The 21,249-nt window shown below is 60.9% G+C and carries 22 protein-coding genes and 5 pseudogenes; 14 read left to right on the plus strand and 13 right to left on the minus strand.

Going from position 1 to position 21,249, the window contains the following annotated elements:
- Nucleotides 1–180 precede the first annotated feature (180 nt).
- The 4 genes from QP029_RS01675 to QP029_RS01690 all read left to right on the plus strand — a co-directional run bounded on the left by QP029_RS01675 (nucleotide 181) and on the right by QP029_RS01690 (nucleotide 3,625).
- A complete protein-coding gene (locus QP029_RS01675; RefSeq protein WP_284875167.1) occupies nucleotides 181–1,077 on the plus strand; it encodes a TetR/AcrR family transcriptional regulator in 897 nt (298 codons plus the stop codon).
- Nucleotides 1,074–1,958 carry an alpha/beta hydrolase gene (locus QP029_RS01680; protein ID WP_284875168.1) on the plus strand — a complete coding sequence of 295 codons (885 nt, stop codon included), beginning with the start codon at nucleotides 1,074–1,076 and terminating at the stop codon, nucleotides 1,956–1,958. Before QP029_RS01675 ends, QP029_RS01680 begins: the two co-directional genes overlap by 4 nt.
- A gap of 49 nt (nucleotides 1,959–2,007) precedes the next feature.
- A protein-coding gene (locus QP029_RS01685; protein ID WP_284874951.1) for an IS3 family transposase occupies nucleotides 2,008–3,215 on the plus strand; the annotation gives its coding sequence in 2 pieces (ribosomal slippage) (nucleotides 2,008–2,308 and nucleotides 2,308–3,215; 1,209 coding nt in all).
- Nucleotides 3,216–3,271: 56 nt separating this feature from the next.
- Complete coding sequence (locus tag QP029_RS01690) at nucleotides 3,272–3,625, plus strand: hypothetical protein (RefSeq protein WP_284875169.1); 354 nt, start codon at nucleotides 3,272–3,274, stop codon at nucleotides 3,623–3,625.
- 26 nt (nucleotides 3,626–3,651) lie between these two features.
- On the opposite strand, the pseudogene QP029_RS01695 reads toward QP029_RS01690, so the two are convergent.
- The 3 genes and pseudogenes from QP029_RS01695 to istA (QP029_RS01705) form a co-directional block, all read right to left on the minus strand.
- Nucleotides 3,652–3,834 (minus strand): annotated as a pseudogene (locus QP029_RS01695) (integrase core domain-containing protein); the annotation flags it as partial.
- 78 nt (nucleotides 3,835–3,912) lie between these two features.
- A complete protein-coding gene (gene istB / locus QP029_RS01700) occupies nucleotides 3,913–4,647 on the minus strand; it encodes an IS21-like element helper ATPase IstB (RefSeq protein ID WP_284876123.1) in 735 nt (244 codons plus the stop codon).
- Between the two features lie 54 nt (nucleotides 4,648–4,701).
- Nucleotides 4,702–6,129, minus strand: a pseudogene (istA, locus tag QP029_RS01705) (IS21 family transposase); the annotation flags it as partial.
- A 330-nt stretch (nucleotides 6,130–6,459) separates the two neighbouring features.
- On the opposite strand from istA (QP029_RS01705), the pseudogene QP029_RS01710 reads away from it, so the two are divergent.
- Nucleotides 6,460–6,783: pseudogene (locus QP029_RS01710) on the plus strand (IS6-like element ISCef5 family transposase); the annotation flags it as partial.
- A gap of 33 nt (nucleotides 6,784–6,816) precedes the next feature.
- Here the strand turns inward: QP029_RS01710 and QP029_RS01715 are convergent.
- A protein-coding gene (locus QP029_RS01715) for an IS3 family transposase (RefSeq protein ID WP_284874951.1) occupies nucleotides 6,817–8,024 on the minus strand; the annotation gives its coding sequence in 2 pieces (ribosomal slippage) (nucleotides 6,817–7,724 and nucleotides 7,724–8,024; 1,209 coding nt in all).
- 72 nt (nucleotides 8,025–8,096) lie between these two features.
- Here QP029_RS01715 and QP029_RS01720 point away from each other — a divergent pair.
- Nucleotides 8,097–8,420, plus strand: a pseudogene (locus QP029_RS01720) (IS6-like element ISCef5 family transposase); the annotation flags it as partial.
- Between the two features lie 94 nt (nucleotides 8,421–8,514).
- Here QP029_RS01720 and QP029_RS01725 read toward each other — a convergent pair.
- Nucleotides 8,515–9,774, minus strand: a complete 1,260-nt coding sequence (locus QP029_RS01725) for a polysaccharide biosynthesis protein (RefSeq protein ID WP_284875170.1) — start codon at nucleotides 9,772–9,774, stop codon at nucleotides 8,515–8,517.
- 438 nt (nucleotides 9,775–10,212) lie between these two features.
- Here QP029_RS01725 and istA (QP029_RS01730) point away from each other — a divergent pair, with 438 nt between their 5' ends.
- The 3 genes from istA (QP029_RS01730) to QP029_RS01740 are packed head-to-tail and all read left to right on the plus strand — an operon-like array spanning nucleotide 10,213 to nucleotide 12,192.
- Nucleotides 10,213–11,439, plus strand: coding sequence for an IS21 family transposase (istA, locus tag QP029_RS01730; RefSeq protein WP_284875171.1), 1,227 nt, complete (start codon nucleotides 10,213–10,215; stop codon nucleotides 11,437–11,439).
- The gene (locus QP029_RS01735) at nucleotides 11,436–11,705 is read left to right on the plus strand and encodes an ATP-binding protein (RefSeq protein ID WP_489886005.1); all 270 of its coding nucleotides are present in this window, start codon (nucleotides 11,436–11,438) and stop codon (nucleotides 11,703–11,705) included. Before istA (QP029_RS01730) ends, QP029_RS01735 begins: the two co-directional genes overlap by 4 nt.
- Nucleotides 11,695–12,192, plus strand: a complete 498-nt coding sequence (locus QP029_RS01740) for an ATP-binding protein (RefSeq protein ID WP_284875172.1) — start codon at nucleotides 11,695–11,697, stop codon at nucleotides 12,190–12,192. Before QP029_RS01735 ends, QP029_RS01740 begins: the two co-directional genes overlap by 11 nt.
- 481 nt (nucleotides 12,193–12,673) lie before the next feature.
- On the opposite strand, the gene QP029_RS01745 is transcribed toward QP029_RS01740, so the two are convergent.
- Complete coding sequence (locus QP029_RS01745; protein WP_284875173.1) at nucleotides 12,674–13,507, minus strand: hypothetical protein; 834 nt, start codon at nucleotides 13,505–13,507, stop codon at nucleotides 12,674–12,676.
- A gap of 372 nt (nucleotides 13,508–13,879) precedes the next feature.
- On the minus strand, nucleotides 13,880–14,113 hold the full coding sequence (locus tag QP029_RS01750; RefSeq protein WP_284875174.1) for a hypothetical protein: 234 nt from the start codon (nucleotides 14,111–14,113) through the stop codon (nucleotides 13,880–13,882).
- 457 nt (nucleotides 14,114–14,570) lie between these two features.
- Between QP029_RS01750 and QP029_RS01755 the strand changes: the two genes are divergently transcribed.
- Nucleotides 14,571–14,864 carry a hypothetical protein gene (locus QP029_RS01755; protein ID WP_284875175.1) on the plus strand — a complete coding sequence of 98 codons (294 nt, stop codon included), beginning with the start codon at nucleotides 14,571–14,573 and terminating at the stop codon, nucleotides 14,862–14,864.
- Between the two features lie 97 nt (nucleotides 14,865–14,961).
- On the opposite strand, the pseudogene QP029_RS01760 reads toward QP029_RS01755, so the two are convergent.
- The 6 genes and pseudogenes from QP029_RS01760 to QP029_RS01785 form a co-directional block, all read right to left on the minus strand.
- Nucleotides 14,962–15,246: pseudogene (locus tag QP029_RS01760) on the minus strand (DDE-type integrase/transposase/recombinase); the annotation flags it as partial.
- The gene (locus QP029_RS01765; protein ID WP_284875176.1) at nucleotides 15,240–16,226 is read right to left on the minus strand and encodes an IS481 family transposase; all 987 of its coding nucleotides are present in this window, start codon (nucleotides 16,224–16,226) and stop codon (nucleotides 15,240–15,242) included. The gene QP029_RS01765 and the pseudogene QP029_RS01760, both read right to left, overlap by 7 nt.
- Nucleotides 16,227–16,268: 42 nt before the next feature.
- The gene (locus tag QP029_RS01770; protein WP_284875177.1) at nucleotides 16,269–16,682 is read right to left on the minus strand and encodes a TipAS antibiotic-recognition domain-containing protein; all 414 of its coding nucleotides are present in this window, start codon (nucleotides 16,680–16,682) and stop codon (nucleotides 16,269–16,271) included.
- Nucleotides 16,654–17,034, minus strand: a complete 381-nt coding sequence (locus QP029_RS01775) for a MerR family transcriptional regulator (RefSeq protein WP_284875178.1) — start codon at nucleotides 17,032–17,034, stop codon at nucleotides 16,654–16,656. The genes QP029_RS01770 and QP029_RS01775 overlap by 29 nt, the downstream gene beginning before the upstream one ends.
- Nucleotides 17,035–17,050: 16 nt before the next feature.
- A complete protein-coding gene (locus QP029_RS01780; RefSeq protein ID WP_284875179.1) occupies nucleotides 17,051–17,956 on the minus strand; it encodes a DUF2268 domain-containing putative Zn-dependent protease in 906 nt (301 codons plus the stop codon).
- 165 nt (nucleotides 17,957–18,121) lie between these two features.
- Complete coding sequence (locus QP029_RS01785; protein WP_284875180.1) at nucleotides 18,122–18,364, minus strand: hypothetical protein; 243 nt, start codon at nucleotides 18,362–18,364, stop codon at nucleotides 18,122–18,124.
- Here QP029_RS01785 and QP029_RS01790 point away from each other — a divergent pair.
- The 4 genes from QP029_RS01790 (at nucleotide 18,269) to QP029_RS01805 (ending at nucleotide 21,221) form a co-directional block, all read left to right on the plus strand.
- On the plus strand, nucleotides 18,269–18,943 hold the full coding sequence (locus QP029_RS01790) for an IS6 family transposase (RefSeq protein WP_284876126.1): 675 nt from the start codon (nucleotides 18,269–18,271) through the stop codon (nucleotides 18,941–18,943). The genes QP029_RS01785 and QP029_RS01790 overlap by 96 nt on opposite strands.
- Before the next feature lie 91 nt (nucleotides 18,944–19,034).
- Nucleotides 19,035–19,454: a hypothetical protein gene (locus QP029_RS01795; RefSeq protein WP_284875181.1), complete on the plus strand. Its 420-nt coding sequence runs from the start codon at nucleotides 19,035–19,037 to the stop codon at nucleotides 19,452–19,454.
- Between the two features lie 28 nt (nucleotides 19,455–19,482).
- Nucleotides 19,483–20,553 carry a sensor histidine kinase gene (locus QP029_RS01800; protein WP_284875182.1) on the plus strand — a complete coding sequence of 357 codons (1,071 nt, stop codon included), beginning with the start codon at nucleotides 19,483–19,485 and terminating at the stop codon, nucleotides 20,551–20,553.
- Nucleotides 20,550–21,221 carry a response regulator gene (locus QP029_RS01805; protein WP_284875183.1) on the plus strand — a complete coding sequence of 224 codons (672 nt, stop codon included), beginning with the start codon at nucleotides 20,550–20,552 and terminating at the stop codon, nucleotides 21,219–21,221. Before QP029_RS01800 ends, QP029_RS01805 begins: the two co-directional genes overlap by 4 nt.
- Nucleotides 21,222–21,249: the final 28 nt, after the last annotated feature.

The following is a 21,249-nucleotide window of genomic DNA, read 5'->3' on the forward strand; positions in this document are numbered from 1 at the left end:
AAAGGATCGCTCCAACTTGGCCTCGTCTCCGGCGTGGGGTGACGGCCTAAGCAGCACCCACGCCGTCAGCACCACTAACACCACGGCGATGACCCCCACCGCCGTCATCCATCTCGCTCTCATGTCTGCTCCAATCAAATGACACACCATGTCGCACCTGCGCGTGAGACACTATGCCACATGATGATTCGCGCAACACAGAGCCCCGGCCTATCGGCAGCGACAGCCCCGCCCGAACGACGTGCGACCGGCGCGCAGCGCATGATCGACGTTGCCGTCACACGGATCGAGGCGGAAGGCATGTCCGTGGGCTTGGACAACATCCGCATGGAGAAGGTGATCGAGGAAGCCGGTGTCTCACGTGCCACCGCGTACCGCCGCTGGTCCACTCGAGACGACTTCCTGGCGGACGTGCTCGTGGAGACGGTCCGTCGCACCTCGTTGATCCCCGAGACGCCTGACGACCTGACGAGGATCCTGCAGGTCATCGCCGAGCACCAGGACACCCTGGGGACAGAGCAGGGACGGCGTGACGTCGTCGTCGAGGGTCTACGCGCGGCCGTGGACGCGGATGTGCGCCGCGTCGTTGGCTCGCCCCGTTGGCGCACGTTCCTCTCCCTCTCTGCCGCGCACCCCGGCCTTCCGGCTGGTCGTGTTGCCGAAGAGGTGGCCGCTGCGCTGCAGAGGGCCGAAGGTGAGTTCAACGCCCGTCGAACCGAGGTGTACGGCCGTCTGTGCACCTTGCTCGATTACCGGCTGACCCCACCCTTGACCGGTGACGATGGCTTCTACCGCCTCGGCAGTGCCGCGGGGTCGATGATGACCGGGATCGTCGTGCGAGCCCTGCCCGAGCCCACATTGCTCGACGACCGGACCACGGTGGCCCTCTTCGGGCAGTCTCGCGCCCAGGGCTGGTCCGATCCGGAACGCCAGCTCGTCGGCGTCCTACTGTCCCACCTCGAGCCAGACCCGAATCGGCCTTGGACCCCGGAACGTGCCGCACAGATGCTGACAATGGTGGAAGAACAGGTCGCCGCGCTCATGTCTTCGCAGCTCGACGGCGGCACCCCGGCATGAGACACCACACCGGTCATCGCGCGCGGCGCATCTTCACGATGCTCGGCCTCGTCATCCTCGTGACGGCGCTCGTTGCCATCTTCTGCTTCCGTCTGGACTTTCTACCGAGGCCGACCGGTCCGCACCACATCGGGACGACGGTATTCACGGTGGTGGACGAGAACCGACCGGAGATATTCACCAGCGGCGACCATCCCCGGACACTCACCGTGCAGGTCTGGTACCCCACCACCGCAATTCAGGGCCCAACCGAGCCCTACGTCCGCGATGCCAAGGCGTTCGCTGGCGTACTGGATGCAGTCCGCCTGCCCCACGCCACCCTCGGCTACCTCTCCCTCGCCCAAACCCACGCACTCACCGATGCGCCCATCGCAGAGGGCAGTTTCCCGGTCGTCTTCGTGCTGACGGGGAACCTGGGCTACCGGCAGTCGAACACGGTCCAGGTAGAGGAACTCGTCTCGCGCGGCTTCGCGGTCATCGGCATCGACCAGCCCGGGACCGTGTCGTCCGCCCTACTGGAAGATGGGCGACGCATCCCTTATGGCGGCAGCACGGTGGTGCGTCCGCTGGTGGACCAATCCATCGACCCTGTCTCACCTGCCCCAACCCTCGACGGCGTCTCCTATCCCGACGGGATCGCCGACTACCTCGCTCAGGATCCTCGCGTCGTCCTGGACCGGCTAGCCTCGGGCGATTTGCCCGGCGGGCTGCCGACGGAGATCGCCGAACGGCTTGACCTCAAGCAGGTGGGCGCATTCGGCCTGTCACTCGGTGGGCTCACCACATCGCAGTGGTGCGCCACAGACCAGCGGGTGAAGGCATGCGCGATGCTGGACGCACCCATGTCTCGCACGGCCAGGGACCTGACCCCTGTTTGGTAGACACCCGACAACCCGGCTTTCTGCCGGGGAGGAAAGGTAACCTGCCACCATGCCGATCAAGACCTACACCGAGGAGTTCCGCCGCGACGCGGTCGCCCTCTACGAGAATTCCCCCGGCGTATCGATCAACGCCCTCGCCGCCGAACTCGGCGTCAACCGCAACACCCTCCAGATCTGGGTCCGCAAATACGGCACCGGAGCCCGCACCAGCAGCTCGGATTCTTCCTCCAGCTCTGACACACCGACCGTGGTGACCGAAGCGGAACGCATCCGCCAGCTGGAACGAGAAGTACGCAGACTCCGGGAGGAACGCGATATTCTGCGCAAGGCCGCGAAATATTTTGCGGAAGAGACGACCTGGTGATCCGCTTCCAGTTCGTTGACGACGCCAAGAACAGCCATTCGGTCAAGCGGTTATGTGAGGTTCTGAAACTCAACCGGTCCTCGTACTACAAATGGAGAAACACCTCCTCCGCCAGGACACAACGCCTGCTCAGCGACGCGATCCTCGGCGCACGGGTCAAGGCCGTGTTCGCCGCAGAACGCGGCTGCTACGGCTCCAAACGCATCACGGCGCAACTCAACGACGACTCGCCCGGCAGCCCGGTCAATCACAAGAAAGTCGCCCGGATCATGCGCTCGTTGCAGCTGGTTGGCTACTCGAAGAAGCGCAAGGTCACCACGACTGTCTCGGATGGGAGGAAGCCGGTGTTTCCGGACCTGGTGGGGAGGAAATTCACCGCCCCGGCACCAAACCAGGTCTACGTCGGCGATATCACGTACCTGCCGATCGCGGACGGGTCGAATATGTACCTCGCCACCGTCATCGACTGTTTCTCCCGCCGGCTGGCCGGCTTCGCGATCGCCGATCACATGCGTACTTCCCTGGTCCAGGACGCCCTGGTGATGGCCAAGGGTCAGCGCGGAAGTCTCGACGACGCAATTTTTCACTCGGACCATGGCAGTGTCTACACTTCCCATGCGTTCCAGGAGACGTGCAGAACGCTGGGGATCCGGCAGTCGATGGGCGCGATCGGCAGCAGCGCTGATAATGCCCTGGCGGAGTCCTTCAACGCCGCGTTGAAGCGTGAGGTCCTCCAGGACGCGAAGACGTTTGCCAATCAGTTGCAGTGCCGGCGAGATGTTTTCCGCTGGTGTACCCGCTACAACACCACGCGTCGGCATTCCTGGTGCGGGTATCTCGCTCCAGCAGTGTTTGAAGAGCAATGTCCTGTTACGCTGAGATCTGCTTCCTGATCACATCCCCCGTGTCTACTTTCCGGGGGTCGGGCCCCAGCCAACGTGGACTCGACGTGCCCGCACTGTGGATCACCCGCCCTGCCGAGGACATGCGGGCCGAGAACTGGCCCGAACACGAGGTCACCCGATACGCCGAGGGTCAGCACGCACTCTACGAGGCCAACCGCGCGCCAGCCTGGTACCTCACCGCGGCCGGCCGCAAGCATGCGGACCTGTCCGATGCCCCGTACGGGAACCAGCTCCTGGCGCTGGCAGGGATGACCTCGGCCGGCAAGGACGAGGAGACCCACGACGTGATCCGTTTCGCTACCACAGATTTCTTCGAGCACACACTCGCCGGCCGCACCGACACGGGTGTCCTCGAGGATGCCCCGTGGGAAGATGTGGAGGTGACGGCGAGACCGTAGGGGCAGCAACACTCCCCCGGGTACGCCTAGCTGTAAGAGGTCATGACGTTGTTGACTCGTGCCGGGGCCAGCGAGGCCGGCGGGGCGTCCCCGCAGGAGGTATGAGGCCGATGGTAGTTGTAGTGGTTCACCCACACCGCCAGGGCCTCACGTCGGGCCTGTTCTGAGCCGTAAGGGCGGGCGTAGAGGACCTCATCGATCATCAGCCTGTGTTTTGTCAACTTTTTGCCTGCCAAAAGAGCGCGGAAAACCCGGCCACCTCAGCGGGTTTTCCGGCCATGTGAGCGTCAGGTCATCAGGGCATGCTTGACGCGGTAGGACTCGCCCGTGAAGTGCAGGAGCCTGCCGTGGTGGACGATCCGGTCGATGACCGCGGCGGCCATATGATCATCACCGAAGACGGCACCCCACTTGGAAAACGCCAGGTTCGTCGTCAGGATCAGACTGCGCTTTTCATAGGCGTCGGCGATGACCTGGAACAACAATCTCGCGCCCTCGGTATCGATAGGCAAATAGCCGAATTCATCGATGACCAGCAGCCGATTCTTCGCCAGACTGGCCAGTTCCTTATCCAGCCTGTCGGCGTCTTTCGCCCGCCTAAGATGCGCAACCAGGGAGGCGGTGGTGAAAAACCTCGCGGGGATGCCCGCCTGGCAGGCCTGGGCGACCAGCGCGCAGGCCAGATGTGTTTTCCCGGTGCCGACATCGCCGTAGAAGACCAGATCACCACCGGTGTCGAGGAAGTCCAGACAGCGCAGCTGATCCCGACCGTAGCCGGCAGGGAAGCCGATGTTGGTCCAGTCGTAACCGTCGAGGGTCTTGATCATGGGTAGTTTCGCCGCGCGTAACAGCCGGGTACTACGGGCTGTGTGGCGGGAGTGTTGTTCGGCGATGAGCAGCCCGTGGAGGTACTCGCGTTGCTTCGGGGTGCCTTTCTCAGCCCATTCCGCGAGCACCGTCGCGGTCAGCGAGGTGGCTTTCCCTGCGGTGATGATGTCGACCGCGGTGATCGGTTCTGTCATGCCCCCCACCTGGACTTCCTGAGTGTTGGACAGGTGTGCCCGGGTGGTTTTCGGCAGCAGGTCATAGATCGACAGATCTACGCCCGTGGCGGCAGGCTCGGTGCCGTGGGCGATGCGGCGGGCGAGCATCCCCAGTCCGGGGCCGGCGGGATCCTGTCCCACCGCGATCATCTGTTCACAGGCGGTGATGGCGGTGGTGAAGGAGGTGGCGGTGCTGGCCTGGTTGATGCCGGCCAGCATGCGGGCACGGTCGGTGGCGTCGGCGGCGTCGAGCACGTCACGGACGGTGTCGGGCATCAGGGGGCGCACGGGTGAGTTTGTCCAGGCCCCGGGCTTGGCGATCAGCGCCGGCAGCAGGGATATGGGGGTGAAGATCGTCTGATCCTGGTGGTCATAGGATCTGGGGAAGGTCACCACCGGGCGGGAGGTCTCATCCAGGATGTCGATGATGTCATGGCGGATCGCCACTGTCAGTGCCCTGCTGCCGAAGGAGGGGCCGGCGAGGTAGAAGTTGTCGTCGACGGTGATGGTGCCGGTCTTGTCGGCCTTGCGGGATTCGTAGCGCACCGGATCAAAACCGACCCCGGGCAGGTCCAGGCAGGCGGCGAGATCCTCGGCGAACAGCTCGATGATGGGTTGGTGTTTGCGCCAGTGCGGTGTCAGCGCCAGATCCTGACATCGGGTGAGGAAGTTGGTGTTGAGTCCGGTCAGGGTGGTGGCCACAGGTTCGGGGACCATGAGGTTGCGGCGCAGGAACCCGACGGCGTTTTCCACGTTGCCTTTCTCATGACCGGAGTAGGGATTGCAGTAGCGGGCTGAGGTTCGGTAGTGCAGCTTGAACGCGGCAAACAGCTTCGACTCGATGACCTTGGCCCCGGTGCGTCGGCCGACACCGGTGGCATTGTCGAAGTTCAGCTGCCCGGGCACACCCCCGATGTGTTCGAAGATGGTGCGCAGCCCATGGCAGACACATTCCGCGGTTTCCCCACGGTAGGCCTGGATGAAGCGCATGTTCGAGTAGGGGAACGTCACGATGAGGATGTGCAGGTTCATACGTTCGCCGTCGATGATGGCTTCTGCCTGCCCGAAGTCGACCTGGGCGGTGCCGGGTGCCCAGGTCAGTTCGATGTAGCCGTCACCAGGTTGGCGGTGGGCCTGGCGCCAGGCTTTGATGTAGCGCTGGACAGGTGAATACGAGCCGGCGTAGTCGTATTCGGCCACCAGGCGGTCGAAGACGCGTCGGCTGGTGTGGCGTTGCTTGCGGGGGCGTTTCTTATCGTCCTCGAGCCAGCCGTCGATGATGACCTCGAGTCCGTCGAGGACTTTCGATCCGGGACGTTTCATCGTTGGCGGGGTTGGGGAGAAGTCCTCGATGCTGGTGTATTTGGCCACCGAGTCGCGGCTGACGTTGAGTCGGCGGGCGATGTCGCGGCCGGAGACTCCCTGGGAGTCGAGTCTCCTGATATCTTCTACAACGGTCATGGGTACCGCCATCTTCTTTCGGGTTCCTTATCTCTTAGCGCTCCCGCTTGTGAAAAGGGTCGGGAAGCGTCGAGGAGGAACCTATCTAACGGTGGCGGGGCCTGTGACCGTTGGCTTTAGGTCACAGCCGTGGATGGGGTGCGGGCCCGGCCACCTGGGGTGAGTGTGATCGTGTCTTCGGGGATAAACACACCGGCGACCGTCGCCGACGGGTGGAAGGCGGGTGTGCGGTGGGGTGGCCGGTTTTCCGTGCTCTTTTGGCAGGAAACCAGCCGCTGAGATAGCCGGGAGTTGTTGCTCAACCGGCCTACAAAGAGTTGATCACACACATACGGGCTCAGCTACCGCGATCTGGAAGAAATGATGACCGAACGCGGCGTACCGGTCGATCACAGCACCATCTACCGCTGGGTCCAGAAATATGCTCCTGAGCTGGACAAGCAGACCCGGTGGTACCGACAAGTCCCGGATTGGCAGGCCCGGTCCTGGCGGGTGGACGAGACCTATATCCGGGTCGGGGGAAAGTGGTGCTACCTCTATCGGGCCATCACCGCGGGCGGGCATACCCTGGATTTTTACCTGTCCCCAAAGCGTAACGTCGCCGCAGCGAAGCGTTTCCTGGCCAAGACCCTGAGGTCGAACACGATAACGGGCCCGACCCCCGGAAAGTAGACACGGGGGATGTGATCAGGAAGCAGATCTCAGCGTAACAGGACATTGCTCTTCAAACACTGCTGGAGCGAGATACCCGCACCAGGAATGCCGACGCGTGGTGTTGTAGCGGGTACACCAGCGGAAAACATCTCGCCGGCACTGCAACTGATTGGCAAACGTCTTCGCGTCCTGGAGGACCTCACGCTTCAACGCGGCGTTGAAGGACTCCGCCAGGGCATTATCAGCGCTGCTGCCGATCGCGCCCATCGACTGCCGGATCCCCAGCGTTCTGCACGTCTCCTGGAACGCATGGGAAGTGTAGACACTGCCATGGTCCGAGTGAAAAATTGCGTCGTCGAGACTTCCGCGCTGACCCTTGGCCATCACCAGGGCGTCCTGGACCAGGGAAGTACGCATGTGATCGGCGATCGCGAAGCCGGCCAGCCGGCGGGAGAAACAGTCGATGACGGTGGCGAGGTACATATTCGACCCGTCCGCGATCGGCAGGTACGTGATATCGCCGACGTAGACCTGGTTTGGTGCCGGGGCGGTGAATTTCCTCCCCACCAGGTCCGGAAACACCGGCTTCCTCCCATCCGAGACAGTCGTGGTGACCTTGCGCTTCTTCGAGTAGCCAACCAGCTGCAACGAGCGCATGATCCGGGCGACTTTCTTGTGATTGACCGGGCTGCCGGGCGAGTCGTCGTTGAGTTGCGCCGTGATGCGTTTGGAGCCGTAGCAGCCGCGTTCTGCGGCGAACACGGCCTTGACCCGTGCGCCGAGGATCGCGTCGCTGAGCAGGCGTTGTGTCCTGGCGGAGGAGGTGTTTCTCCATTTGTAGTACGAGGACCGGTTGAGTTTCAGAACCTCACATAACCGCTTGACCGAATGGCTGTTCTTGGCGTCGTCAACGAACTGGAAGCGGATCACCAGGTCGTCTCTTCCGCAAAATATTTCGCGGCCTTGCGCAGAATATCGCGTTCCTCCCGGAGTCTGCGTACTTCTCGTTCCAGCTGGCGGATGCGTTCCGCTTCGGTCACCACGGTCGGTGTGTCAGAGCTGGAGGAAGAATCCGAGCTGCTGGTGCGGGCTCCGGTGCCGTATTTGCGGACCCAGATCTGGAGGGTGTTGCGGTTGACGCCGAGTTCGGCGGCGAGGGCGTTGATCGATACGCCGGGGGAATTCTCGTAGAGGGCGACCGCGTCGCGGCGGAACTCCTCGGTGTAGGTCTTGATCGGCATGGTGGCAGGTTACCTTTCCTCCCCGGCAGAAAGCCGGGTTGTCGGGTGTCTACCAAACAGGGGTCAGGTCCAACCGGGTTCCCGCGGGTGATCAACACCGATAAAGCACCCTCCCTGGCCAGGGCAATCGCCGAGTTGAAGTCAGAGGGAATCTGCCCGCAGACCGTGGAACACCGGCAGGTGAAATACCTCAATAACGTCATTGAAGGAGATCATGGGCGGCTGAAACGGATCCTCGGACCGAAGGGGGCGTTCAAAAACCGGACCTCGGCGTACCGGACGTTGAAAGGGATGGAAGCGATGCACTCATTACGGAAAGGCCAGGGCGCGATGTTTGCCTACGGGCAACCGAACCCGGATGCGGTGATCGTCAGCCGGGTGTTCGAGGCTGCCTGAGAACGCCGACCCGCAGCGAGCATCAGAGGATGAAGACTGGGTCGTCACGGCTCTCCGCCTGAAGTTTGCAACAGCACCGTATTAGGTATCTCTTCTACACCTCAGAGTGGTGAGTGGCAGGTGTTCGAGGGTAGTGCAGGCGCTTGGTTCGGGAGATCGTGCTCAGCACCATCGCATGCAGCAGCCCACCGACTACCGGCCCGGCGATCAGCGACAGGCCCACCCGGATCTCCAACGGAAACGGCAACACCCACAGCGCCGTAAAAGCCATTACCGAGGCTGCCACCCATCCGAGGACATACCAACGATGCTGCTCAAGGGCCAAGGTGGCGGTCCCAGTAATCATCAGGCAACCAGTGCACGCGGAGGCGAAGGTTAGCGCCGCGAGGATGACACCGGGGACTTCATAACCTGGCTTGAAGAAGGTGGCCAAAATCCACGGCCCCATCAGCCATGCTGCTGCCCCACCGGCCAGACCCAGTCCCAGCACCGCAAGAATCGGCCGGGCCAGCGCTCCGAGGATGTGCTCCCGGTTATCCACGAAACGAACGATGAGAGCGGATTGGAAGCGCTGTAAGGGAACGAGGATTGGTGCCCGGGTGAGCATCACGGCGTTAATGATGCCGGCGACAGTCACCGTGGTGCTGATATCCGGCCCGGGCGCAAGCTTCACGAACGCGGGGAAGCCGGTGATCAACACGGCCGAGGCCCCGGTGGCTAGCATCGCAGATCCCGCCCGTCGAGCCAGCACGCCTGGAGACACATCGACCGGAGCATGCAGCCGTGCACGCACCTGCGGGGACATGCCCAGGATAACCAGCCAGCTCAGTGCGCCGATGATGGTAATCAGGAGAAAAGCGGGCATTCCCCATCCCAGTTGCCATGCCACGAGGGCTAGGAGGAGGCGAATTCCTGAGTCTAGGGCTATCAACCAAGAGTACTGCCGCCACATCTTCAAACCTGACAAGACACCGGAGAGAACAGCCTGGAAAGCATAGCTCATCAGGCCAAAGGCGAAAAAGGCAGTAGCTATCCCCCCATCCCCTGAATGGCTCATTAATGTCGGCATCCAGAGCAGTCCGATACCTGCCGCTATAACCAGGGTGGCCCCACCCACCCAGATTCCCAGCAGCCAGGGACGCCCACCCTGAATACGCCCCGTTCCCTTGGTAGAAGACACGCCTCGAGCGGTTTCTTGCATGAGCCCGTCGAGCAACCCGGTGGCGGCGAAGAATAGTCCCCAGTAAGCCTGAAATTCGTCGGCCTGTTCCACCTCCAGTGCCCAGGTGGCCACGTACAGGATCACGAAGCCTGCCAGCCCCGCGAAGACCGTGGCGAGACCCAATGACCTCATCGTGGCATCACCCCGCCCACCCAGATTGCACTGTGACGGGAATCAAGGACACACCTAGTAGCAGTTGGGAAAAGCATTACGAGTTCGGGTTCTTCCCCTGCGGTGCGGTGCATCTCCACTCTCTTTCAGGACGTCAGACTCTCCGGCGCATAATTGCCACGCGTTTTTTAGAAAGCATCAGGCTAACAGACCGAGATCTAGCCCTCGGAAAACTTTTTGATCCTAGGGATGGATCAGATAGTGACCGCTAGGACGTGACACAACTTATAAACAGGGGAATAGATATTTTTTGGAAATTAGATGCTCTAGATAAATTCTGGTGCTAATAGATAGGCTCAAGAAAAATCGCTCCAGAAGCTTTCTAGAGAAGCGGTAGGTGAGAGTTCCTCAAGCCGGGCTAGTTCTTTCCCGTATCGTACCCACGTTCCCGGTCACACGATGCAGGTCGACTGGGCGGGCACGAAGATGGCCGTCTTTGACCCCATCACCGGGCGCAAGACCAAGGTGTCGGTGTTCGTGGCCTCGTTGCCGTACTCCGGGATGGTCTTCGCCCGCGGTTATCTCGATGAGAAGTCCCCGAACTGGTTGGACGCCCACCAGCAGGCCTTCGAGTTCTTCGGCGGTATCCCGCAGGTCGTCATCCCGGACAACGCCTCCACCGCATCCAACCAGATCGCTCGTGGGGACCGGGCCCGGGACGTCAACCGCGCCTACCGGGATTTCCTCGAGCACCACCGCACCGCTGCGGTACCGACCCGTCCCGTAAAACCACAGGACAAAGGCAATGTCGAAGCCGGGGTCAAGGTCGTGACCAACTGGGTGATCGGCCGGCTCGCGGGCCAGCGATTCGCCAGCCTGGATGACCTCAATACTGCTGTGGCCGACCAGGTCACCGCGATCAACACCAGAACACCGTTCCGCGGACAGCAGATCAGCCGCAAGGATCTGTTCGATGAGTATGAGCGGCCGGAACTGCTTGGGCTGCCGGAGTCCCGCTGGCAGCCGGTGACCTGGCGGAAATCCAAGGTCAACCGTGATTACCACATCGAAATCGCCACGGTGAAGTACTCGGTGCCCCACACCTTCGCCGGACGCCACGTTGATGTGAAGATCACCGGCGACCGCCTGACGGTCATGTGCGACGGGGACATCATCGCCACCCATACCGTCTCCCCGCGCCAGCATGTCTACGTCACCGACCCCGATCATGTCCCCGATCAGCATCAGCAGTCCTCGGACCTGTGGTCCAGGGCGTATTTCCTGCGTCAGGCCCACAAGGTCGGTCCCCACACCGTCGCCGCGATCACCAGCGTGCTCGATGCCCGCCCGATCGAAGCCCAGGGGTATCGCACCTGCCTGAACATCCTCGCCCTGGGCAAGGGCGACAACAAGGCACTGCTGGAACAGGCCTGCCGGCAACTGGTTGACGCTGATTCCCCGCGGGCGGTCAGCTACACCGCGGTCAAGCAACGCCTGGCGGCCTTGCGGGCCCAGGTCCACGCCCGGCCCACCACCACAGATGCTCCGCCGCCGGCCCCACGCATCGACCCGGCCCCGGGCTCACGGGACACCCGCGGTGCGCACCTGGCCGGCCCTGAGCACTTCAGCCTCGACGCTCTACTGGGAAAGACGGATCCTGCCCACGATGAAGGAGGTCAGGCGTGATGGATCGACACCTCACCGACGCCGACATGACGTTGTTCACCCAGCTGCGGATGACCGCCTTCGGGAAAACCGTCATCGACCTGGCCAACGACCCCGCCTGCGATGAGTGGACGTTCTCGCAGAAGATCTTCCACGCCCTGGATAAGGAGATCACGGCCAGGGAGCAACGTCGGACCCAGAAACTACTCAAGGCATCCAGATCGCCAAACCCTGATGCCTGCGTAGAAGAAATCCGCTACCTTCCCGACCGCAACCGTGGGTCGTGAGCTAATCGCACGGCTGTCCAGCTGTCAATGGATCGATCAGACCCACAACCTGGTCATCCTGGGAAAATCCAGTGTCGGCAAGACCTACCTCGCGTTGGCGCTGCTCAACGCCGCCTGCCGGAAGTTCTACACCGCCCGGTTCTTCAGACTCGATGATCTGGCCAACCAGCTCGCGGTCATGGACCCCGCGTCGCAGAAACGGCTGGACTTCCTCACCGACCTGCACAACTGCGACCTGCTGGTCATCGATGACTTCCTGACCACGCCCATCAACCAGCACACCGCCGCGGAGCTGCTCAACATCCTCGCGGCCCGGGACGGCCGTGGCTCGACCCTGGTCACCTCCCAGTTCGAGCCGCAGGACTGGTACAAATCCCTGCATGACGCGGTGATCGCCGAATCGATCCTCAACCGGATTGTGGCAGGCGCCGAGATCCTCCCACTCGACGGGCCGAACATGCGCCGACACCTCGCCGACGCGCAATAGCCCCGCCGGCACCCGGACCAAGCACCGCTATCCGGTGCTCATCCGGGTGCTATCGGATCGTCAGAACGCTGCTACTGGAAGCACGTCCCAAACAGACATGTCCCACCTCCTCGTGTCCATGCAGTATCCAAACTTCAACATACCGCGAAGCTACCAGGCGGGGAAGACATGAAGACTTCGCTAGGGGTATAAGTGTTCGAGAAAGGTGATTCCGCTGCGGGGGTTACCGGCCCGCGTTAGTTTCAAGGACATGACTGCAGAGGTGGCTGGCACGGGCCCAGACCTTGCTGGTTATGTCGACTGGATTGTCTTCGACAGTTCATGGGGACGGAGTCGTAGACATACTCAAGCCTGAGCGAAGCACAGGACCTGTTCTCACGTACGGGCGGGAGAAAGTATTCCGGGGCCAGTGGTTCCAGAGCAATCTCCGGAACCTTGGGGCAAAGATATCCTAGTTGGTTTGCAGCGCCTCCAGTCGTAGCTAATTGAAGGGGGACTCGCGTCGCAGGTCGTAGTATTTGAAGGCCTCTTGCAAGAGAATCAACGGGCCGGCAAGAGAAGGAACCAGGTCCCGATCCACATCGCCTCCGAATCTAGCCATCCGAAACCCGTCGCCCTGGTCAGAAAGATCGGCATAGTCGACCCGTGACATCGCGTAGTGAAACTGAGCATGAGCAGCTGCGCTTCCTGACCTCCAGAGGTACTTCAAGCCTGTGGAGAACAGCTCGTCGTCATCGCATCGGTCCGCGACGAACTGCACGACCTGTGTCTGGTTAACCCCCATCGAAGAGATGGGGGTAGTGACCCCAAGGGATGCCCCGACTCTCTCCAGGTTGGACCGCGCTTTCTCCAGCCGCGACATGTACTCGGCGTGCGTCTCTCCTTGGACACCATCAAGTATGGGGAGGTCTCGGGCAGCCTTGATCTGGTCGTTTACATCGTTGGCTCGCACTCGGAGTGCCCGGATCCTGCGTTCAGCACGAGACGAACCGGTTAGAACCCATAGGGCGTTCGCTGCCCCGATAAGTGCTGTTCGTGCAACCGTAGTGTAGGCCGACGGATACATACAGCCGGTGGCCTTGATGGAGTCGAAGGCGAAACCAAGATGTTCAGCAGCAACGCACATCAAGTACCAAACAGTGCTCTCGACATCGAGCCCTTCAACCCGGTCTGCAGCCAGTGAACTTCCGGGTGCAGGGGCAGTTGCAGTACGCGTGCGTTCTTGCATGGAAGCAGCTGCGTCTGCCATCCTGCCGAGGCGCTTCAGTGATTGCGGCGACACGGTGAGACGCGATGAGCTCTTGTGATTGGTCAACTATCCCCTCCAGGCTCGGACGCTTTGATTGTATGTCGACGGCAAAATAGAGCCAAAGCACATGGGGACCCTGACCAACCCTTGCAGGCTATGTTCGTTCGGAAACGGGTTGTTCATGTCCCGTCGGGGCATCTCGACACGCCAGATCGGTATATAGGAAATCCCGTCCGGCTGACTGTCTCTAGGAAAAGTGTCAACTAGTACCGCGGCTGTGGTGACGAAGCCGCCAATGACACCCCATCGAACCCATGGAATTTTCCACGGAACTCGATGGAATCAGGGATGGAATTCCCTAGAGAAACCTATGCTGAACAGGGTTTCCCAAACCCGTCGAAGTGGGGGGCGTAAGGTAAGAAATTTTTATGCAGGGGTCTAGAGGGTTTCGCTTTGTTTTTCCAGGTTAAAGATACGCATCTCTAAGTCTCCAATAACTCCCACTAATTGACGAACCAGAGTGTCAACGTCAAGTGGCTCTTCTTGGTTTGTTGCTTTGGATTCATATGCAGAAACCAGTCCTTCCAGCATCAATTTAGTGGTTCTACAGTCTGGAGTTATGGCGTCTTTTGCTGAACGCAGTACGTCTAGGGTGGGATTGTAATTTGCCATGGATTCCTAACTATTTTGCAATCGTCCTGAAAAACTGATCGTCCTTCATTATACTGAATTTATGACAACCAAGTTGCGCTTTATCGCAGGAACAGCATTATTCGTGGCAGCGGCGTCTACAATTTCGACCCCCGTTGCGTCAGCTCAAGGAGTTCAGATAGCTGAACGGACAACGGCCGTCGCTCAGCCCGCAAGTATCTGGGACTACGTCCATAGGTTTTTAATAGCTTTTGGGAATGTGAGAGGTATCGACTGAGTAGGGCCGGTATCGGTGCTTGTATTCCTGGAAGCAATTCGGAGTGGCTCTATATTGGGCCGACGATCCCCTCCTAAAGCGTTTATTGCTACACAGAACAATTTCCATCAAGGGAAAAGCCCGGGTCTGCTGACTGACTGAGGGCCGATGTCTGCCCTGGCCGCTATGCTGCCGACGAACACCGCCTACTAAGGAGAAACCATGTCTGGCCCTACCGACGTCCTGCTCCTGGCGGACTCAGCTGGCAGTGCCCTTGGACAGTTCGCATTTTGGGACGGCGTGCTGGTCGCCGGCTGCGCTCTGGCCGTGTATCTGGGGATGCGAGCGCGCAACAGCTTGGTCGGTGGTCTTGTGCGCTCTGGCGTCATTCTCGCCGTCTGGGTCTTCATCTTCTTCGTTCCGCTGATGTTCATCGGAAGTCTGATCGGCGTTGCTGCCGACAACTATGACGTCAGCAGGGGTCCGGAGGCTTCCAGCCTCGAGGAGGAGCGCTGAATGCACCACATAAGTTTCACGGTGCTGTTGCAAAGTTGGGGGAGAGCAGCGAAGACTCAGTTTCTCATTCCCTGATGGCCGCTGCGTGTGGGCGTTCTCAGGCCGTCTCGAAGACCCGGTTGACGATCACCGCGTCCGGGTTCGGTTGCCCGTAGGCAAACATCGTGCCTTGCCCTTTCCGCAATGAACGCATCGCCTCCATCCCTTTCAACGTCCGATATGCAGATGTCCGGTTCTTAAACGCGCCTTTCGGCCCGAAGATCCGCTTCAGCCGACCATGGTCGCCTTCCAGGATGTTATTGAGGTATTTCACCTGCCGGTGTTCCACTGTTGGCGGGCAGATTCCCTCTGACTTCAACTCGGCGATTGCCCTGGCTAGGTGTACTGACCGGGGACGTTGATCAATCGTGAGAACGGCGGCTGGTTCCCGCAGGCCGTGCGTGGCCGGTAATGGTTGTAGTAGTGCAGCCACCCGTCCAGTTCGCCTCGGCGTTCGGCTTCGGAGGTGTAGCAGCGGGCGTAGGCCCAGCCGTCAGTCAGGGTGCGGTGGAATCTCTCGATCTTGCCATTGGTCTGCGGACGATACGGGCGGGTGCGCTTGTGCCGGATGCCGAGCTCGGCGCAGGTGTCGCGCGACAGGTGTGATCGGTAGGCGCCGCCGTTGTCGGACAGGACGCGTTCGACGGTGACGCCGCGGGCGTTGAACCACTCGACGGCCCTCACCAGGACCGCGGTGGCGGTGATCGCGGTTTCGTCGTCGTGGATCTCGGCGTAGGCGACGCGGGAGTGGTCGTCGATGACGGTGTGGACGTAGGCCTTGCCCATCAACGGGTCGTAATGCTTGTTCCTGGGCTTGCCGGGTGTGGCCGCCCGGTTCTTCTCTCCTTGTCGGCGGCCGACATAGCGCCAGCCGCCGCCGTCGGGGATGTTGCCGAGCTTCTTCACGTCAACGTGGAGCATCGCGCCGGGATGGTCGTGCTCGTAGCGTCGGACGGGTTCGCCCGTGGCGCGGTCGACGTGCGAGAGCCGGTTCAGGTGCGCGTCGGTCAGGATCCGATGGACCGTCGACGGTGCGATTCCGAGTCGACACGCGAGTTGCACTGGTCCTTCGCGGAGGCGGAGACGGAGCTGGACACAGCGCTTGGTCGTCTTCGCGTTGGTCTTGTTGGGCGAGTGGTGCGGACGGGAGGAGCGGTCCTGCATCGACTCGCTGGCCCGGTAGCGGTCAGCCCAGCGCTTCACGGTCGGCCACGAGACCTGGAATCGAGCGGCGACCTCGCTGATCGGCCAGCCCTCGTCCACGACGAGACGACCAACGATCAGGCGGTGGCGTGGGGTGAGCGCGGCGTTGGCATGCGACATGGCATTCCCTTCGGGTGCGGCCACCATCCCGAAGGGCGCTGATCAGAGGTTTTGGGCGTAGTGGCGCAATGCATGGGCGGCAAAGTCTGCGGCTGCGGCTCCGCCGAACGCGGGGTGGAAGTCTGGGTTGGTGGCGTAGAGGTTGGCCATGCCGGTGAGCATGGCGCGGGTCTTGTTGAAGTCACCGGCGTTCTGTGGTGTGCCCGGGATCTGGGCGAACCACGAGGCATGGGTGGCTGCGTGTTGTTGGGCCTGGTCGCTGGACGGGGAGACACCGGATTGGTGGAGCTCGCCCCAGCCGGCCAGCAGTTGTTCAGCATCGGCTTGGAATTGGCGTTGCTGGGTAAGGTTCTTGGCGTGCCACCACCGATTGGATTGCTCGAACACGTCGCGGCCCCACTGCTCGGTGACCTCGGCCTCGTACCGGTCATTGAAGCCTTCGAGCATCATGTCCATCCGCGGCTGTAGGCCTTCGCGTCGCATCTGGAGCGTGTGTTCGACCGAGACGATCTCGCCGCTCCAAGGCGTCTCGCTCGTGCTCGAGGTGTGCCAGGTGCTCCTCGAGAGCGGCGATCTCATCGGCTGGGTTCGCGTCGCTTCCGAGTGCCTCGCCGATGGCAGCCAAGCTCAGCCCCGCTTCACGCAGGAGCAGAATCCGTTGAAGGAGTGCCACCGCGGTGGGGCCGTAGTAGCGGTAGCCGTTCGAGCCGATCCGATCCGGAGTCAGCAGCTCGATCTGGTGGTAGTGCCGCAGCGTCCGGCCGCTCACACCAGCACGGTCAGCGAGTTCCTGGACAGTCCACTCCACGAGCACGGCCCTCCTGTCAGCGAGTTGGCATTTCCAGACCCAACTGTGGCAGGGCCACCGCCAAGATCTCGGCGGCCGGCGTGGCCACCGCCGCCGCGGCCGACTGCCCGGTGGCATCCAGGTAGGCCGTGACGATCCGGGCTCCCGCCGCGTAACCAGCCCCGGTGGGAAGACCGACTGGTGTCGCGCCGAAGAGGCGAGCGCTCGCGTCGCCCAACACCCACGCCGCGAAGTCCTGCATCCCGGTCACGTCGAGCCCCTCACTGACGCGGCGCAGCACGGCGTCGCTGGTGCGGGTCTCCTGGCTGACGAAGTGTGTGAACCCCTGCTGGCCCACAAGGTCCACCGCGAAGAGGTCCGCGAGGCCTTCGGCGAGCACCTGTTCGCCGACGCTGACCGTCTGTGGATTCCACACTACACCGCCGGGCGAGTAGCGCACATTGTGGTGCAGCTCGTGCAGCGCAATGCCTTCCAGGCGATCCAGGACCTCGTCGGTCGGCCATATCGTGATGGCGATGTAGCCGCTGATCCCGCCGAAGGCCGACAAGCCGCGGATTTCATTGGTGAAGTGCTTGTTCGTGGGCTCGCCGACCACGAGCAGCACGGTGAGGTCGGGCAGCGTCAGTGTCGGATTCTCCGAGCCCAGATTTCGCAGCCCCCTGTCGAGCCCTCGCTCAATACGGCCCCACGCATCGGCTCGCTCCAAGGTGTCGATTGCACCCAGGATCGCGTCCTTCGCGGTATCGGGTCCGAACCCGAAGTTCTGGGCGTGGACTTCGGCCAAGTCCGGCCCACCAGGGATGAAGAAGTACATCCCAGCCATCGGCTGCCAGAGTCTACGAGCTGCGTCCTGCCAGTCCTCCGGAGGGCTGCTCACCATCGCCCGCATCCGGGCTGCACTGTCGATCATCGTCACCGTCATGCCAGCGACGCTAAACATTGACGTTGGGTCAAGGTCAACCCCGACGGTCAATCAACGTGTCCGGTCAGTACAACTAACCAGACGGGGGATGCCTTAACACCGTGCCCCGCACGCCCTCGGTTTCATCTAGTGGCCGCCGCGGCCCCGCCCCATTGAACGAAAAGATCACCCGCGCCCCTCCGAGGACGGAAGTGGCAGCAGCAAGTCATAATCAGATGAAATGGTGCTGTTGCAAAGTTCGGGCGACAGGAAGACCTGCGTGAAATAATCACAGCCATAGGCATCTTCTCCGGTCGTCATTTCCCCCGTGAAATCATCCTGTGGGCGGTCCGGTGGTACTGCCGCTACGGGCTCAGCTACCGCGATCTGGAAGAAATGATGACCGAACGCGGCGTACCGGTCGATCACAGCACCATCTACCGCTGGGTCCAGAAATATGCTCCTGAGCTGGACAAGCAGACCCGGTGGTACCGACAAGTCCCGGATTGGCAGGCCCGGTCCTGGCGGGTGGACGAGACCTATATCCGGGTCGGGGGAAAGTGGTGCTACCTCTATCGGGCCATCACCGCGGGCGGGCATACCCTGGATTTTTACCTGTCCCCAAAGCGTAACGTCGCCGCAGCGAAGCGTTTCCTGGCCAAGACCCTGAGGTCGAACACGATAACCGGGTTCCCGCGGGTGATCAACACCGATAAAGCACCCTCCCTGGCCAGGGCAATCGCCGAGTTGAAGTCAGAGGGAATCTGCCCGCAGACCGTGGAACACCGGCAGGTGAAATACCTCAATAACGTCATTGAAGGAGATCATGGGCGGCTGAAACGGATCCTCGGACCGAAGGGGGCGTTCAAAAACCGGACCTCGGCGTACCGGACGTTGAAAGGGATGGAAGCGATGCACTCATTACGGAAAGGCCAGGGAGCGATGTTTGCCTACGGGCAACCGAACCCGGATGCGGTGATCGTCAGCCGGGTGTTCGAGGCTGCCTGAGAACGCCGACCCGCAGCGAGCATCAGAGGATGAAGACTGGGTCGTCACGGCTCTCCGCCTGAAGTTTGCAACAGCACCTCTCAAGGCCGATGTGGACGCCGAGCTCGCGCGAATCCAACAGAGCTTTGTCACTCGTCGCGCCCGGATCTACCAGCAGTTATGCACTCTCATCGGATATCGACAGCGTGCTCCGTGGGTCGGCCCCGCAGGCTTCCGAGCGCTGTCTGAACTGGCCGGGCTTACGATGAATGGCATCCTCAACCGCGGTCTCTCCGATCCCGGCTGGCTCGATCAGCGCATTGAGCTTGCGCTTTTCGACGCGCCGGCCGCACTCTGGTCCCAAGCAGAAATCGCCATGCTGACCGTGTTACTTGGCCACCTCGAACCGGATCCAGCGGTGGAGTGGAATGAGGCCCGATACGCGGAGTCGCTGGCGTGGTTTGAAGAGTTCTCGAAAGAACTAGTTCGGGATTCTGGCGAAGCGCAGTCATACCACGGCATGATGCGGTGATGACTAGCATCTAGCTACTGTCTATGACGTGAAGGGTTTCCGGGCGGTTGACGCCATCGCAGCTGCTGTGTTGGTCGCCCTGTCTTTTTTGGGGACGAAGTTCTCCAGTCTGTGGGACTTGGATCTGTGGCTCACGATCACACTGGGCATTGCTCCAGTCACGCGTAAGCGTTGGCCAAAATCGACATTCCTGGTGCTCTTCGCAATTCTTTCAGTATCGGCGCTCAGGGTTGAGATAACTGTCGCATGTATCTTGGTGGCTGGATTAGCGGCCTATATCGTCCGTCGGGACTTCGTCGAACCTACGCGCGCTGTTGCTACTGCGGTGCTGTTTTTGGGTGACATCGTTGGCCTAGCGATTTTCACGCCGGGATTAACTGATACCGATCCGCTCAAACGAGCCTTTTACGTTATTTGGAGCGTCACCCTCCTTGCTGCATGCGCAATGATGGGTGAATTGCGTCGTCGAACCTTGGAAGCGCAGAAAGAGCTCTTGCAGCGTTCTCTGGAGGCGCAGCGCCAGCATATTGCTCGTGAAATCCATGATCTGGTCACGCATTCTCTGACCGTTATTACTGCGCAGGCCGATGGTGGCCGTTATGCCAATACTGAAGCAGCGAAGGATGAGGCGTTGGTGTCGATCGCACTGGTGGGCCGTGAGTCGCTTCGCCAGATGCGCTCCGTCGTGAGCTACCTGCGTGAAGGTGAAGGACACGCGGTGTCGCCAAGTATCGGGGCAAACGACATTCCTGAACTCATACAACAGATCAAAGGCATGCGTGTGAATTACAACCAGATCGGTGAGGCACCGGACCAATTAGATGGTGCGGTGTCGTTGACGATCTACCGAATTGTGCAGGAAGCGCTGACGAATGCCCAAAAACATGGTGCCGGTAGCGCTGATCTTGAGCTGGAATGGCAGCCTGATCAAGTGAAAGTCACCGTGCAAAATCCCTTTGAAGTGCGCCCTAGCGGAATCGGACATGGAATTACCGGGATGCGTGAGCGAGCCGAGCTAAGCGGTGGTTCTTGCGAATCTCGCCCTATCGACGGCTTATGGCAGGTCCGCGCTACACTTCCGCTGGGAGGCCGAGCATGAAGCTTGCGCTTGTCGACGACCAACCGCTGTTTCTCCATGGCATCAGTCAGATCATTGGTTCCCAGTCGGACATGGAGCTGATGTGGCAGGCGACAAATGGTGCCGACGCTTTGGATAAGGCTCAACAGCAGCCTGTAGATGTGGTCGTAATGGATGTGCAGATGCCAATTCTCGATGGAATTTCCGCAACAGCTCAGCTTGCCGAGATTGCACCTGAAACAAAGTCGATTATCCTCACTACTTTCGATGATGAAGAGTATGTTCTCGGAGGTTTGGCTGCCGGGGCGAGTGGATTCATTTTGAAGGACGCCGAGCCAGAGGTGTTGTTGGAATCAATCAGAACGGTCTTTCATGGCGACGCAGTTATTTCACCACGGGCTACCAATCGGATTATCCACAGGTTGCAAGAACCGCAAATAACCAAAGTTTCGGCCACCGATCAGCAACGACTGTCTGATCTAACATACCGTGAACATGAGATTCTGGTGGCTATCGCAAAAGGATGGACGAACGCGGAGATTTGTGAGCGCTTCTTCATCTCTATGCCCACGGTGAAAACGCATGTAGGCCGCGTGATGGCAAAAACCAATTCTCGAGATCGAGTACATATCGCGCTGCTGGCATATCGTGCCGGTTTGGTTTCTAGAGAAGACCTGCTTGAGTCCTAGCGACATCATGCCTGGGTATGACGAAAAG

Source organism: Corynebacterium suedekumii, assembly GCF_030252185.1.
In the GTDB taxonomy this organism is placed as follows: domain Bacteria; phylum Actinomycetota; class Actinomycetes; order Mycobacteriales; family Mycobacteriaceae; genus Corynebacterium; species Corynebacterium suedekumii.

Excerpts from the sequence above, each read along its gene's own strand:
- QP029_RS01675 (WP_284875167.1), top strand. The coding sequence starts at position 181 with ATGATGATTCGCGCAACACAGAGCCCCGGCCTATCGGCAGCGACAGCC.
- QP029_RS01680 (WP_284875168.1), top strand. The coding sequence starts at position 1,074 with ATGAGACACCACACCGGTCATCGCGCGCGGCGCATCTTCACGATGCTC.
- istB (WP_284876123.1), bottom strand. The coding sequence starts at position 4,647 with ATGACAGAACCGATCACCGCGGTCGACATCATCACCGCAGGGAAAGCC.
- QP029_RS01725 (WP_284875170.1), bottom strand. The coding sequence starts at position 9,774 with ATGAGGTCATTGGGTCTCGCCACGGTCTTCGCGGGGCTGGCAGGCTTC.
- istA (WP_284875171.1), top strand. The coding sequence starts at position 10,213 with ATGCAGGTCGACTGGGCGGGCACGAAGATGGCCGTCTTTGACCCCATC.
- QP029_RS01750 (WP_284875174.1), bottom strand. The coding sequence starts at position 14,113 with ATGGCAAATTACAATCCCACCCTAGACGTACTGCGTTCAGCAAAAGAC.
- QP029_RS01755 (WP_284875175.1), top strand. The coding sequence starts at position 14,571 with ATGTCTGGCCCTACCGACGTCCTGCTCCTGGCGGACTCAGCTGGCAGT.
- QP029_RS01765 (WP_284875176.1), bottom strand. The coding sequence starts at position 16,226 with ATGTCGCATGCCAACGCCGCGCTCACCCCACGCCACCGCCTGATCGTT.
- QP029_RS01770 (WP_284875177.1), bottom strand. The coding sequence starts at position 16,682 with ATGGACATGATGCTCGAAGGCTTCAATGACCGGTACGAGGCCGAGGTC.
- QP029_RS01780 (WP_284875179.1), bottom strand. The coding sequence starts at position 17,956 with ATGACGGTGACGATGATCGACAGTGCAGCCCGGATGCGGGCGATGGTG.
- QP029_RS01805 (WP_284875183.1), top strand. The coding sequence starts at position 20,550 with ATGAAGCTTGCGCTTGTCGACGACCAACCGCTGTTTCTCCATGGCATC.